A 13,263-nucleotide genomic window follows, 5' to 3' on the forward strand; every position below is an offset into this window, starting at 1 on the left:
ATCTCTTCGGACTTGAAGACTATCGCATCGATCCAAACACCGAAGACATGTTCACGCGGCTGGTCGATATGCGGGACGAAGCGAAAGACCGACGTGATCCCCTGCAGCAGCAGATCAAGATCATCGCGAACTCAACCTGCTACGGGATCTTCGTTGAAATCAACCGTGACGATGCACCGAAGCCCGAAGCCTTGGACCTGTTCACCACGAATGGCGAGAAATTGTTGGTCATGTCGGCTGCGCTCGAAGAGCCGGGGCGTTACTTCCATCCACTGCTTGCGACGCTGATTACGGGTGCTGCCCGATTGATGCTGGCTTTGTCGGAACGCCTTGCAGCCGATCAGGGCATGGATTGGACTTTCTGCGATACTGACAGCATCGCGATGGCCAAGCCCAAAGGCATGCCGGACGATGCATTCAATGCGCGATGCCAGGCGGTCATTGATTGGTTCGAGCCGCTCAACCCTTATCGGAAGCCAGGATCGATCCTGAAAATTGAGGATGTGAATTACGGCGCAACATCCAATGCGCTTACGCCGCTCTATTGTTTTGCCATATCCGCTAAGCGCTATGCGCTGTTCAATATCGATAAGGACGGTAGACCGGTTATCCGAAAAGCCTCTGCACATGGGCTTGGCGCGTTCATGGCCCCTTATGGGGCTGATAACCCGGCTAAAGGCGTACCCGAACCCGTTGGTCCACTGGGGACGATGGGTATTAGCCGTTGGCAGTATGATTACTGGTTCAAGCTTATCGAAGCGGCTTTGAACGGCACGCCCAACAAGGTGCCGCTCGACTATCATGTGTGCCTGAACAATCCAGCATTAAGACGCTACGGCGCGACCAGCCCGGCCCTGTTGCGGTGGATGAAATGTTTCAACGCGGGGAAAGCTTACAGCCAACAGGTGAAGCCGTTCGGGTTCATGGTGGCTCCCATCGCACGGACTGGAGCGATGGCTGAGATGCCAACTCCGGACCTTGTGGATCCATCCAAAAAGGGCAGGCCTCGCAAGACGGTGCGCCCGAAGCCAATTTCACCATTTGAGCGGGATGGAGCGCTAGCGGGAGCTATGGCCTTCGACCGTGTGTCTGGTGAACCTGTCGAGCCCGAAGCTTTGAAGACCTACGCTGAGGCTTTGGCTCTGTTTCATCTGAGCCCGGAAGACAAGTTCGATAATGGTGGCCCTTGGGACGTTGGGCGCACCGAGCGGCGACAGGTCACTGCTTCGGGAATTCAATTGATTGGGAAGGAAGCGAACAAGGTAGGGGAGTTTGGAGAAAAAGACCCAGTGAGTATAGCTGTGGCGGAATTCGCCGAATGAGCGAGTTCATGTGACGTTCAGAATCGAAATAGGACTTTGCCGTTCTGGGCACTTTCCTGCGGGGGATAAGATGAAATTTTTTCTGGCTGCAGTATTCAGCCTCTTCGGCTGCGCACAAGTTCAAGCTCAAATAGTGATCACACCTGACCAAATACGGTTGGGGGTGACCATGCTGAGTATGATGCACAAATATGCGGTGAACAAGACAGCTTCGAATGAGCGGAATGAACTGGTTGAGGATATCGACCAAAACCTCTCCGAATTGCTCGAGGTTGCTCGACAATCCCAATCGTCCCTCGACCGTATTGAGGATTTGGTTCTTTACGAGAATTTGAGACGTCGAGCTAAGGCAAATAGATTGCGATTGGCTAGCTATACTGATGAATGTCATGAAGTTTCGAGCGCGTGTAAAACAGAGCTCTCGAACTTGCTTGATTCGAACAGATCCGTCTCAGCCGAAGCTCGATCGCTTGAGATCGGTCCTATCTCAAGCGGACTTGTATTGCTCGCACAAGAAAGCGAGTTACTCTTGGCTGATGTTGTTCATGACGATCAATGGCTTGCGTTAGTGGGCAAAGATTACAGCTCTTACTGGCAAGGTGCTTTGGACAAACGCAAGTCAGGTTCACTTACTTCGAGGCTGGACAAACTCGAAGATCAGCAAGCAGAGAGTATTCGAAATGTATTTGGCGCGGCCTATCCCAAGAAAGGCGTCGCGACCGAAGAGGAATTTCACAAATTTTCTGAATGGGCAAACAGGGACAGGGTTGCCCAAATACGATTACCCGGCCGGCTGGGGTGCATGATATTCGACAAGACATTGTGGGGGGGCTTGTCGAATTCGTTCGGAGAGGTTGACGAAATTTCCTTAGGAGAGCCGATCATTCGCTACGAAAGCAAATTGATTGCGATAGTCCATGACGACGGAACCTCACATACAAACAGTGAGGTTGTGCAGTCACCGGATCTCACCACCTTTGAGTTCCGGAGCGTCATGAATAAGGTGGAGCTGCCTTATGCAGAACCGTATTCCATGGAGAACAAACGTCCATTCCGCAAAAGCGAACGCTGTCTGAAATACCGCGGTGACGTACAGATGTTCGAGACTACAGTTTGGGCAGACCTGAAGGCCTATTTGGAGCCTATTGAAGTGGATATTAATGCGCCGGTGGCAGAAATGCTCATTCTTAGAAATAGTATTGAATTAGCCAAAGCCGCAAAAGCTCGGATTATCTGAGAACTGTCGCTAATGGAGCCGCTGAAGCATCCCGACGAAATTAACCTGCCGAGGCGACAAAGCAGGAAAATTTCTGACCCCGAATCGGGCGCATTTGGGAGTGGATTTAATTAGTTCCAGGTTCTCGAAATGAGCAAGGGAGCCAAGCGGCTCAGGTCATAGACATTACACCCTCTTAAAGAGAAACATCCAACCGCCAATTAAGGAAAAAATCGCGTTGAGGTATGGCGTTGGATCGCCAAATTCGTTGGAGTTTATGGCGCCTAGTCCCAGACCAATAAGCCCGACAACTGGCAAGATGGAGAAGACAACCAAAGCTGTGATTGAAGAAGCATTGCGGAAGAGCTTATTTGCCAGCAATGCTCCAAAAAAGACACCAACCAAGGTCGCTATAATCGGCCAAAACAAATTCATCGGGATCATCGAGAAGCTCGACCCGAAATAGTCCGCCAGCGGGCCAAAGGGACCTGACACCAGCAGCATAACGACTCCATATATTGCGATCGAAACTACAAAAGTTACGACACCGGACAGCCCGCCGAGAACAAGGCTTCTATGGGGTTCATTGGGTGTATCGCGAATGTCCCCCATCACATTTATTCCCTAGCTGAAAATAACTATTCTAGTTGCTCATCTACCGTTGACTTCGCTTTCACAAAACACGGTTGGCTCAAAATTAGCGGTTACGCATTCTTACGCTTCCACAGAAACAGCAGCAATGGGCATAACTACAGAGTGATCAATCGGCATACTCGAACAAACGTATATTTTTCTTCGGACATCACTATACCCCCTCTCCAGTCTGGGGGGGGCGTTTTCTTGTCAGGCCCTTGCCGCGAATGCGTGCGCCAGCGCAATCGCCCCCGCAGTCGCCACGTTAACGCTGTCAAAACCCGCGGACATGGGGATGCGCACCGGCACTGCCGCCGCAATCAGGTCGTCCGGCAGGCCCGGCCCCTCGGCGCCGAGCAGGATGGCCAGCTTGTCCGGCATGGGCAGGGAGGTGATCAGGGCCGCATCCTCGCGCGGCGTCAGCGCCCACACCGTATAGCCCGCGTCGCGCGCCGCCTGCACCATTTCCGCGCCGGTGCCGCCATGCGCAAAGGGTAGCCACAGGCTCGATCCCGATGAGACACGAATGGCCTTGCGGTAGAGCGGGTCACAGCATTGCCCGTCCAGCAGCACGGCATCGGCCCCGAACGCCGCCGCATTGCGGAAACACGCCCCGACATTGTCATGGTTGGAGAGGTCGGACAGTAGGAGGATCGTGGAGGGGAGGGGCTCATCCTGAGCGACGTCGAAGGACGGGCCCCGTGCGGCCCGCGCTCGTCCTTCGACTTCGCTCAGGATTGCGCCAGAATCCCCCTTCACCCCGCAGGCCAGCACGCCCCGATGCATCGGGAACCCGGCCACCGCGTCCATCACGTCCTGCGGTGCGACATAGACCGGCACATCGTCCGGCAGGTGTTCAAGAATATCCGCCAGCGGTTCCAGCCGCGTCTCGCACAGGAACAGGCTCTCCACCTTGAATCGCGACCGCCTGAGCAGCGTCTCAAGCGTCACCTTGCCCTCGACAATGAACCTTGCCCCATGGCCCGATGTCAGGTCTTTCTCGCGGATAGACACAAAAGCCGCGATCCGAGGGTCGCGGCTGTCTGTGATCTTTATGACGTCCGGCTGTTTCAGTGCGCCACAGCGCCTGGCGTCACCGGCAGGCCCTGTTCCTTGGCCATACGCTTCATTGCCTTTTGCAGCTTCTCGAACGCGCGCACTTCGATCTGGCGGATACGCTCGCGGCTGACATTATAGGTCTCCGACAGCTCTTCGAGCGTCTTGGGCTCCTCGGACAGGCGCCGCTCGGTCAGGATGTGACGCTCGCGTTCGTTCAGGTCTTCCATCGCGTTGGACAGGAGGTCCATGCGCGCATTGTATTCCTGCTTGTCGGCGAAGTCTGCGGCCTGGCCCTGGTCGTCATCGGCCAGCCAGTCCTGCCATTCCATGTCGCCATCGGTGCCCATCGGCACGTTCAGCGAGGCGTCGGAGCCGGACATGCGCCCGTTCATCGAATAGACCTCGGTTTCGGTCACATTGAGCTTTTCGGCGATCAGGCGAGCCTGTTCGGGACGCAGGTCGCCTTCGTCCAGGGCTTTCATCTCGCCCTTCAGGCGGCGCAGGTTGAAGAACAGCTTCTTCTGCGCGGCTGTCGTGCCGAGTTTTACCAGGCTCCATGAGCGCAGGATATATTCCTGGATCGCGGCGCGGATCCACCACATCGCATAGGTCGCGAGGCGGAAGCCCTTTTCGGGGTCGAATTTCTTGACAGCCTGCATCAGGCCGACATTGCCCTCCGAAATCACTTCGGCCATGGGCAGGCCATAGCCGCGATAGCCCATCGCGATCTTCGCCACGAGGCGCAGGTGCGAGGTCACCATCTTTTCAGCGGCCTGAGTGTCATCATTCTCCAGCCACTTGCGGGCGAGCATGAATTCTTCGTTTTTCTCGAGCATCGGGAACTTGCGGATCTCGCTGAGATACCGGCTGAGGCCCTGCTCGGGGCTGAGAGCGACCGTACTGCGGGCCGAAACTGGGTTAGCCATATTCAAATCCTCCTAATGGAACCAATCCCGCGCTGCGGCGACGGTTCCCGTTTCAGGTGTTACGGGAAAGGTCCTAGCCCCGCTATGCGGCGGCGTATTCCCCGGAAATGCGCATGTATGTCATCGCGCTGCAGCATAAATAGAGAATACGGCCCGATAGGGGAAGGGAAAAGACAAGATTTGTGAGCGTTTGGTAACGTTTTGGTGCGCGGCGGTTTATGCCCCGTCCGGCAGCGCCCGGTGTTCTTCGGCGAAATAGTCCGTCGAGCGCATCTCGTGCAGGCGGCTGGCCGTACGTTCGAACTCGAAACTGCCGTCGCCGGTCGGGTAAAGCGCATCCGGTTCGGCCGCTGCGCTCGCGACCAGTTTCACCCGCGCCTCGTACAGTTCGTCGATCAGCGTCACGAACCGGGCCGCCTCATTGCGGTTTTCCGGGGAGAGCAGGGGGATGCCTTCGAGGATCACCGTGTGAAACGTGGCCGCTATCATGTGGTAATCGCGCGCGCCGAGCGGCCGGGCGCAGAGTTCCTCGAACGTGAAGCGGGCAATCCCCGCCGCCTCGCGTGTGACCTCCAGCTTGCGGCCCTTAACGGTCAGCGTGCAGTGTTGCGGCTGCGCGCCCAGCGTCAGGCGCTGCCAGGCCCGGTCTAGCGCCGCCGCCGACGCCTCGCCCAGCGGCGCATACCAGACCGGTGCCTCGCTCAGCCGGTCCAGCCTGTAGTCGCGTTCCGCGACGAGTTCGAACACATCGCAATTGGCTTCCAGCATTTTCACGAATGGCAGGAAGAGGGGCCGGTTGATGCCGTCGGCATAGAGATCGTTCGGATGCCGGTTGGAGGTTGCCACCACGGTCACGCCGTCGTCGAACAGGGCTTCGAACAGGCGCGACAGGATCATCGCGTCGGCAATCTGGGTGACCTGGAATTCATCGAAGCAAAGCAGGCTCGCGCCAGAGGCAATCCGTTTCGCGGCTGGCGCGATCGGGTCGTCGCCGGCTCCCCTGACATACCAAGGCGACCGCTTGCGCGCGGACGCGTCCAGCTTGCGCCATTCGCCGAGCATGTCATGGACGCCGCCCATGAATTCGTGGAAATGCACCCGCCGTTTCGGTGTCACCGGCGCTGCGTCGAAGAACAGGTCCATCAGCATTGACTTGCCACGCCCGACCCCGCCCCACAGGTAAAGCCCGGTGACCGGTGCTGGCTTTGAGAACCAGCCGCTTTTGCCTTTGAGGGCGAGCGCCTTTGCCAGCGTGTCGAGCCGGGCAGCAGCTTCCGCCTGCGCGCTGTCTGCGTCGATCACGCCGTCGGCGATCCGGGCCTCGTAGCGCGCCAGCACGGATGTCATCGCGCTGTCAGCCAATCCGTGACGCCACTTGGTCGATCATCTGCCGCCAGGCTTCAGGCCGCAGCAGCATCGCAATCACCAGTCCTGTCAGGGCGCCGCCAAGGTGAGCGCCGTGGGCAACCATGGTCTGGTCGCGCTGCGACAGGATAAAACTCACAATGATGAACCCTGCGCCGAACACGATCGCCCAGATCGGGATCGCAAAGAACAGGTAAAGGGTCGCGAATGGGTAGAACAGGCAAAAGCCCGAAATGACGCCGGAGGTCGCGCCGGACGCGCCGACCGAGCGATCGCCCGGCTGGTTGCGCTTGTCGGCATATTCCCAGACGTTTCCGCCCAGCAGCGACGCTGCATACAGGATCAGGAATCCGCCGGAGCCGACATGGGCTTCCAGGATGTGGCCGAACATGTAGAGCACGTACATGTTGATGAACAGGTGCAGGCCGTTGACGTGCAGGAAGGCCGATGTGACGAAGCGGTGCCATTCTTCCCCCTGCCGGATCGGGTTGATCCAGAAGGAATACCGGTCGAAAAATTCGGGGTTGTTGAACGCCACGACGCTGACGATCACGTTCATCGCGATCAGCACCAGCGTGGCGGGATAGACTTGCACGGCGTCCATAGCGTTTCAGGTCCAGAATGGGGCTAAGCCGCCCGGTTATATTCACCGGGCGGCTTAGCAAGGTCATACAGGGGTCTGCAAGCACAAGCGCCTCATGGGCGAACGGCTCAGGCGGCGCGCGCCGGGGCGGCAGCGGCCGGCATCTGTTCCAGCAGGAAGTCCTCGAACGTGTCGGGCCGCTGGATGAAGCGGTTGAAGGGCAGGGTCGCCTTGAACACCGCTTTCGGCGCGATATTGGCGCCGCAACGCAAAGCGGCGGCCACGACCTGGTCACGCGTATCCATGGATGAGACGACCGCGATGCGATACTTGCCCATATTGGCGACGCGAGCGATCGTCATGTCAGGGTCGACGCTGTCCGGCAGGCCGAGGTCGAGTACGACAAGATCGAAGCGCTCCAGGCGCAGGCGTGCCTCGGCGGCCATCAGTGTCGGCGCCATCACGAGGTCGACCTGGATGCGCGAGCGGGCGGCCTTGTCGGCGGCAATCGCCAACATGTCTCGGACCGGCTCGTGATCTTCAACCCAAAGAACTTTCATATACTCTACCCCGATAAGTTTCCTGCTGCCTGGGCGTCAGTATCTGTCTGCGCCCGTCTGGAGAGGAACTTGCCACGCGGGCCTTACGGCTTGGTAAAGCAGAACTTTCCGAAGTGTTGAAATCTCTACAGATCGGCCTTTTCCGGAAAGCTTTTCAGGCGCGCTAATCCTGCCGCATCCGCTTTCCCGTAAGGGGACTTCATGTATGCTGCGCCTTCGGGACAGGTCCTGATGGAAAAAAACAAAAAAAAGCACAAAGGCCATGACAGACGAGATCGCCATGCCCCCGCGAGCGGGTTCCGCCGTCTCGGCCTTTCACGAGGCCGCCGCGGACACGGGTCAGCACATCGTCGATGTACTGATCGAGGAACGCTGCCCGAAGCTCCGGTCAAGCTGGTCCTGGCCGCTCATCCGGCCGGCGCTCTACCAGGTGCTCGGCTATGGCAAGGCGCGGCGCATGGCCGACGAGATCGTCCAACTCAATGGCCGCGAATCCTTCGACCTGCTGTCCGGCCAGCTGGCATTCGACCTCTCGGTTGATGCCGTTGAACGCATGCCCAGATCCGGTCGGCTCATCATTGCAGCCAACCACCCCACCGGCCTCGCCGATGGCGTTGCCGTCTGGGACCTGCTGAAACAGGTGCGCGACGATATCGTCTTCCTGGCCAATGCAGACGCCGTGCGCGTCAATCCGAGATTCGAGGATGTCATCATCCCGGTTGAGTGGGTCGCCGCCAAGCGCACGCCCGCCAAGACGCGCGAGACCCTCAAGCGCGCGGCAGAGGCCTTCGCCCAGGAAAAATGCATCGTCATCTTTCCGTCCGGGCGACTTGCCCGCCGCGTGGATGGTGCCCTGCAGGAGAAGGACTGGTTCTCCACCGTCATTGGTCTCGCCCGCAAGCAGAAGGCGCCGATCCTGCCGCTCAATGTCGATGCCCGCAATTCCGCGCTCTATTATCTTTTCTGCGACCTCAGTGACGAGCTGCGCGACATCACGCTCTTCCACGAATTGCTCAACAAGCGCGGCTCGAAATTCCGCATGACGTTCGGCAACCTGATCGCGCCTGAGATGCTGCAGGGCGATTCGACGGCACTGACAGAAAAGCTGAAACAGCACGTCGCCTATGAACTTCTCACCAACCGCGATGCGGTCTTCGAACCCGATCAGAATTAGGGCCGCCATCTGATGCCATCCGATACAGCGCGCCCGATGGATCGCACCGTAGGCTTGCGCGGGGCAGTGTTGCTCGGTCTTGGCTCCATCCTCGGCACGGGTGTCTTTGTCAGTCTCGGCCTCGCTGTTGGTGTCACCGGTACCTGGGCGGTGCCCGCCCTCTGCCTTGCCGCCGTGCTGGCTGCGTTCAATGCGCTGTCGAGCGCAGAACTGGCGGCGAGCCATTCCGTCAGCGGCGGCACCTATGCCTATGGCTATCGCTATCTCGGACCGGATTTCGGTTTCGGCGCCGGGCTCGCTTTCCTCCTGGCCAAGTCGGCCAGTGCCGCCGCCGCCGCCATCGGCCTGTCGGGCTATGTGCTGGCAGGCGTCGGCCTGGATACAGCGCTCACCAATCCCGTCGCCAGCGCCGTTGTCGTCGCCATGACCGGTCTTGTCGTACTGGGCCTGCGCCGGGCCAATCCGGTCAATGCCGCGCTCGTCACGATCACCCTGCTTGGCCTCATCATCCTTGGGGCCATGGCCTTGCTGTCACCCGCCGGGGAACAGGTCGCAAATCCGACGAGGCCCTTCGCGCCCGCCGGCTTCCTCGAAGCGACCGCGCTCCTCTTCGTGGCCTTCACCGGCTATGGCCGCATCGCAACGCTGGGCGAGGAGGTCCGGTCGCCGCGCCGCACCATTCCGCGCGCCATCATCCTTACACTGCTTGTTTCCGCATGCCTCTATCTCGCCATTCTCACCGGCGGGCTGCACGTGCTCGGCGCGGCGCAGTTCGCCGATGCGACGACCCGCACCGCCGCGCCACTGCAAGCGGTCGCCGCGCGGCTCGGTGCGCCCTGGCTCAGCCTGCTGGTGATCGTCGCCGCCGTTACCGCGATGGCAGGTGTCCTCTTGAACCTCATCCTCGGCCTGTCGCGAGTCGTACTCGCAATGGGCCGGGAAGGGGACCTGCCGCGTCGGCTGGGCCAACTCGACCGTAGCGGCCAACCCCTGGCGGCCAGCCTGTGCGTCGGCGCCGTCATCGCCGCGATGGCCGCGTTTGGCGGGCTGGCGCTGGTCTGGAGTTTCAGCGCCTTCTGCGTACTGATATATTATGCGATTACGAATCTCGCCGCCTTGCGGCTCAGCGCAGACGCGCGGCTCTACCACCCGATCATCCCCGCGCTCGGCCTCGTCGGCTGCCTCGGCCTCTCGGTCTGGCTGCAACCGCTCATCATCCTGTCGGCCACGGCCATTCTGGCGTCCGCACTTGTCCTGCGCCGACTGCTGAAAATCCGGCTCGGTTGACCGGACAACGTGCTTGCGCCCGGAGCGGATGCGCCTTAAGGGCGCTCGCCATGCTTGAGATCATTCCTGAAACCCCTGCCGTGCACGCCGCCGCGATCGAAACCCTGTTCGATGCCACGTTCGGTCCTGGCCACTTTGCCAAGACGGCTGAGCGCCTGCGCGAGTTTTCGCGGTCGCTGCCGGAGATCAGCCGCGTTGCCGTGCTGGATGGCGCGGTGATCGGTGTCTGCCGCGTCTGGCCTTTGACCGTGGGGGAGGGGCGCACCCGCGCCCTGTTCTACGGACCGGTCGCCGTCGCCCCGGCGCATCAGGGCAGCCGCCTCGGCCTTACCGTCACTGGCAAAGCGCTGGAAGCGGGCAAGGCCGCGGGCTGGCCGGCAGCCATCCTCATAGGCGCGCCCGCCTATTTTTCTGAGATCGGCTTTGCCGTCACGCCGAAGCACCAGCTCAGCTTCGCCGGCCCACAGGACCAGGCCCGGGTCATGGTCCGCAATCTGGCGGGCGACGCGAGCCAGCTCGCAGGCAGGGTCACGGCGCTTTAGAGCGCCAGCTGCGCCAAGGCTGCGCGCCCGCGCACGCACGAAGTGCCCGGTCCGAGCTCGCCCGTCAGGGGAACCGGCTTTGCCATGGCCCGGTGCTGCCCCTAAGCCTCGCGCCAGGACCGACCTGCGCCTGATCCAGTATTTCGAAGCCGTCTACCGCCTGCTCAGCTTCTCCAAGGCGGCCGAGGATCTGCACCTGACGCACTCGGCGGTAACGCGCAGCATCAAGACGCTCGAAGACGCCTGGGCCACCCAGCTCTTCTATCGCACCACCCGCTGGGTCACGCCGACCGAGGCTGGCAAGCGCCTCTACCCGATGGCGGTCGAACTGCTCGCCTTCTCGAAAACCGTCGAACGCGAAACCGTCTCCGGCGATCGCCACCTCAAGGTCATCGGCGGCCCGATTGCCTGTGACATCCTCTTGCCAACCGCGATTGTCGAGTTCCGCAAGACGTCGCCCGGCATCTGCATGCTGGCCGATGTCATGCCGCCGCATGCCGCGATCGAGGAACTGGTCCAGCGCCGCGCCAACATTGTCCTGTTCAACATGTCCACGCTCGAAGCCCTGCCACATGCGGGCCGGCTGCAATTCCAGGAAATCATGACTGATGATTTCATCATGCTCCACCGGCCGGGCCATCCGGTCGCCGCGCGCGACACGCGTTTCGAAACGCTGCTGGCCTATCCCGGGGCTTTTCCCGGCTATCTCGACTATCTCGACGGCCAGCTGCCGGCCGGCATGCGTGAGGCGCTCTCGCAGGCCGGCGCGCCGCACTACACGCTCTACAGCCCGACCTCCTGCATGAACCTGTCAATGGCGTCCGACACGCTCACCGTCATGCCGCTGCCGCTGGCGGTCGCCAACCTGGAATCCGGCCGCCTTGGCGGCAAGCGCATTCCCGGCCTGCCGAAATACCGAGTCGGCGCCGCCTACAAGAAGGATGCCGCGCTCGAGCCCGATATCAGCGCCTTCCTGGCCAGTCTCACCACGGCGGCGCGCAAGCTCCAGCGTGGCAGTGCCAGGCGGCTGAAGGCGCTCGGCTAAGCCGCGTCCGGGTCTTTCATTTGTGAGTCCCACGCGCAAAAAGGCGATTATTACTCAATTGTTCTCATCAGTTGCGTGGCGTAACTTTTGCACTGTCTTTACAATGTGGAGCGTCCCCACCTGGTCCTTCATTGCAATCGAAGGCAGCTGTTGCCAGGTAGTGTATCCCCGCTGCCTGGCGACTTCCCCCCCCATTTTTCGCGCTGGCCTTTCCCCCGTCCGGCAGGCAAGACAGGGAAAAAAGGGGAGGGCCCGCCGATGAGCCGCATATTCGGGAGTGTCTGCCAGAACGGCTATGTCGTGCGCGACATCGAGGCTGCGATGGACCACTGGATCAACGTCATGGGCGTCGGCCCCTGGTTCTATATCGAGGACGTCAAGACAGACTGGTTCCGCCATCGCGGGCAACCGTCCGACGTGAAAATGTCGATTGCCCTCGCCAATTCCGGCGACCTGCAGATCGAGCTGATCCAGCAGCGCAATGACGCCCCCTCGATGTATAAAGAGTTCCTCGACGCGGGCCATGAAGGCCTCCAGCACATGTCCTACTGGACCGAGGATTATCAGGGCCTCTACGACACCGTCCTCGGCCTCGGCTACAAAGTCGGCCACGAAGGCTGCATCGGCGGCGAGAAGGGCCGCTTCGCTTATTTCGATACTGAGGCCCATCCCGGCACCGTCGTCGAAATCTCCGACATCTCCGGCACCAAGGGCCGCACCTTCGCGCATATCAAAAAGGTCTCCCAGGGCTGGGACGGGACGGACGCGATCCGCGTGACCAAGTAAAAGCCCCCTTGCCCCTATGGGGAGAGGGGGTTGGGGGTGAGGGGCCACCCAACCTCCACCAACACACCGCTCCTCCCCAAGCCGCCCTCCCGGCGAAAGCCGGGACCTCAGGCCATCGGAGAAGGGACATGCCGTCCGAGACCCCGGCCTTCGCCGGGGATACGGACACGGGATGTCCGGGAGCGCCGTAGGGTGCATTAAGCGCAGCGCAATGCACCGTCCCGAGAGGGCCAATCCAGACGTGCATTGCAGCCTTCGGCCTGAATGCACCCTACGCTTGCTTAGTTGCATACCTAGATACAAGGTAAGTGGCCGGCGTTGACGCCCTTGACCTGATCAGGCTTTCCAGTTCCAGCGCAGCAGCTCATGGATTTGGGTGATCTTGTGGTCAGCGATCCGGGACAGAACATCGCAGAGCCGGGCTTGTGGATCCACGTCAGTGAGCTTGGCGGTCTCGATCAGGGTGTAGGCGATGGCGGCGGCGTCGCGGCTGAAGCTGCTGGAAGTGATTGTGCAGCGGCTGGTCCTGCTCCTCGCGCTCGGGCTTCGCCTCGCGCCCGTCCTGCCTGCCGGTCGGCGGGTCCTACCGCTTGCGCCCCGAACTTGGCATCGTCGCCACCGCCCTGCCGGGCCTGGTCAATGCTGGGCTGGAATCGTGGTCGGAAATGAGGATAGACACGTCGTAATCCACGCCTCTTTCCATGCTTTTTGCCGGACGGTCCTGCCGCTCCGGTCACAGGTGCAGCCTCTCTTCCGAAGATACCT

The 13,263-nt window shown here is 60.5% G+C and carries 13 protein-coding genes and 1 pseudogene; 7 read left to right on the plus strand and 7 right to left on the minus strand.

Annotated elements, in window-relative coordinates:
• Both ACESNB_RS07875 and ACESNB_RS07880 read left to right on the plus strand, forming a co-directional pair.
• The coding region (locus ACESNB_RS07875; RefSeq protein ID WP_373006027.1) for a hypothetical protein at positions 1-1,322 on the plus strand (1,322 nt) is incomplete at its 5' end.
• A 70-nt stretch (positions 1,323-1,392) separates the two neighbouring features.
• On the plus strand, positions 1,393-2,559 hold the full coding sequence (locus tag ACESNB_RS07880) for a hypothetical protein (RefSeq protein ID WP_373006029.1): 1,167 nt from the start codon (positions 1,393-1,395) through the stop codon (positions 2,557-2,559).
• A 165-nt stretch (positions 2,560-2,724) separates the two neighbouring features.
• Here ACESNB_RS07880 and ACESNB_RS07885 read toward each other — a convergent pair whose 3' ends face one another.
• The 6 genes from ACESNB_RS07885 to ACESNB_RS07910 form a co-directional block, all read right to left on the minus strand.
• A complete protein-coding gene (locus ACESNB_RS07885) occupies positions 2,725-3,150 on the minus strand; it encodes a hypothetical protein (protein ID WP_373006031.1) in 426 nt (141 codons plus the stop codon).
• Between the two features lie 231 nt (positions 3,151-3,381).
• Positions 3,382-4,185: a TrmH family RNA methyltransferase gene (locus tag ACESNB_RS07890; protein WP_373006033.1), complete on the minus strand. Its 804-nt coding sequence runs from the start codon at positions 4,183-4,185 to the stop codon at positions 3,382-3,384.
• Between the two features lie 56 nt (positions 4,186-4,241).
• Positions 4,242-5,156: an RNA polymerase sigma factor RpoH gene (gene rpoH, locus ACESNB_RS07895; RefSeq protein WP_373006035.1), complete on the minus strand. Its 915-nt coding sequence runs from the start codon at positions 5,154-5,156 to the stop codon at positions 4,242-4,244.
• A 216-nt stretch (positions 5,157-5,372) separates the two neighbouring features.
• Positions 5,373-6,518, minus strand: a complete 1,146-nt coding sequence (zapE, locus tag ACESNB_RS07900) for a cell division protein ZapE (RefSeq protein ID WP_373006037.1) — start codon at positions 6,516-6,518, stop codon at positions 5,373-5,375.
• Entirely contained in the window at positions 6,511-7,125 is a 615-nt protein-coding gene (locus tag ACESNB_RS07905; protein WP_373006039.1) for a rhomboid family intramembrane serine protease, read from the minus strand. The genes zapE and ACESNB_RS07905 overlap by 8 nt, the downstream gene beginning before the upstream one ends.
• Positions 7,126-7,232: 107 nt before the next feature.
• Complete coding sequence (locus ACESNB_RS07910; RefSeq protein ID WP_373006041.1) at positions 7,233-7,664, minus strand: response regulator; 432 nt, start codon at positions 7,662-7,664, stop codon at positions 7,233-7,235.
• A gap of 262 nt (positions 7,665-7,926) precedes the next feature.
• On the opposite strand from ACESNB_RS07910, the gene ACESNB_RS07915 reads away from it, so the two are divergent.
• The 5 genes from ACESNB_RS07915 (at position 7,927) to ACESNB_RS07935 (ending at position 12,498) form a co-directional block, all read left to right on the plus strand.
• Positions 7,927-8,838, plus strand: a complete 912-nt coding sequence (locus ACESNB_RS07915; RefSeq protein ID WP_373006043.1) for a 1-acyl-sn-glycerol-3-phosphate acyltransferase — start codon at positions 7,927-7,929, stop codon at positions 8,836-8,838.
• A 12-nt stretch (positions 8,839-8,850) separates the two neighbouring features.
• Entirely contained in the window at positions 8,851-10,125 is a 1,275-nt protein-coding gene (locus tag ACESNB_RS07920; protein WP_373006045.1) for an APC family permease, read from the plus strand.
• A 50-nt stretch (positions 10,126-10,175) separates the two neighbouring features.
• Entirely contained in the window at positions 10,176-10,667 is a 492-nt protein-coding gene (locus ACESNB_RS07925; RefSeq protein ID WP_373006047.1) for a GNAT family N-acetyltransferase, read from the plus strand.
• 79 nt (positions 10,668-10,746) lie between these two features.
• Positions 10,747-11,712: a LysR family transcriptional regulator gene (locus ACESNB_RS07930; RefSeq protein ID WP_373006049.1), complete on the plus strand. Its 966-nt coding sequence runs from the start codon at positions 10,747-10,749 to the stop codon at positions 11,710-11,712.
• A 258-nt stretch (positions 11,713-11,970) separates the two neighbouring features.
• Positions 11,971-12,498, plus strand: a complete 528-nt coding sequence (locus tag ACESNB_RS07935) for a VOC family protein (RefSeq protein ID WP_373006051.1) — start codon at positions 11,971-11,973, stop codon at positions 12,496-12,498.
• 336 nt (positions 12,499-12,834) lie between these two features.
• On the opposite strand, the pseudogene ACESNB_RS07940 reads toward ACESNB_RS07935, so the two are convergent.
• Positions 12,835-12,984 (minus strand): annotated as a pseudogene (locus ACESNB_RS07940) (transposase domain-containing protein); the annotation flags it as partial.
• Positions 12,985-13,263 lie beyond the last annotated feature (279 nt).

This window comes from Hyphomonas sp., assembly GCF_041689225.1.
Taxonomy (GTDB): domain Bacteria; phylum Pseudomonadota; class Alphaproteobacteria; order Caulobacterales; family Hyphomonadaceae; genus Hyphomonas.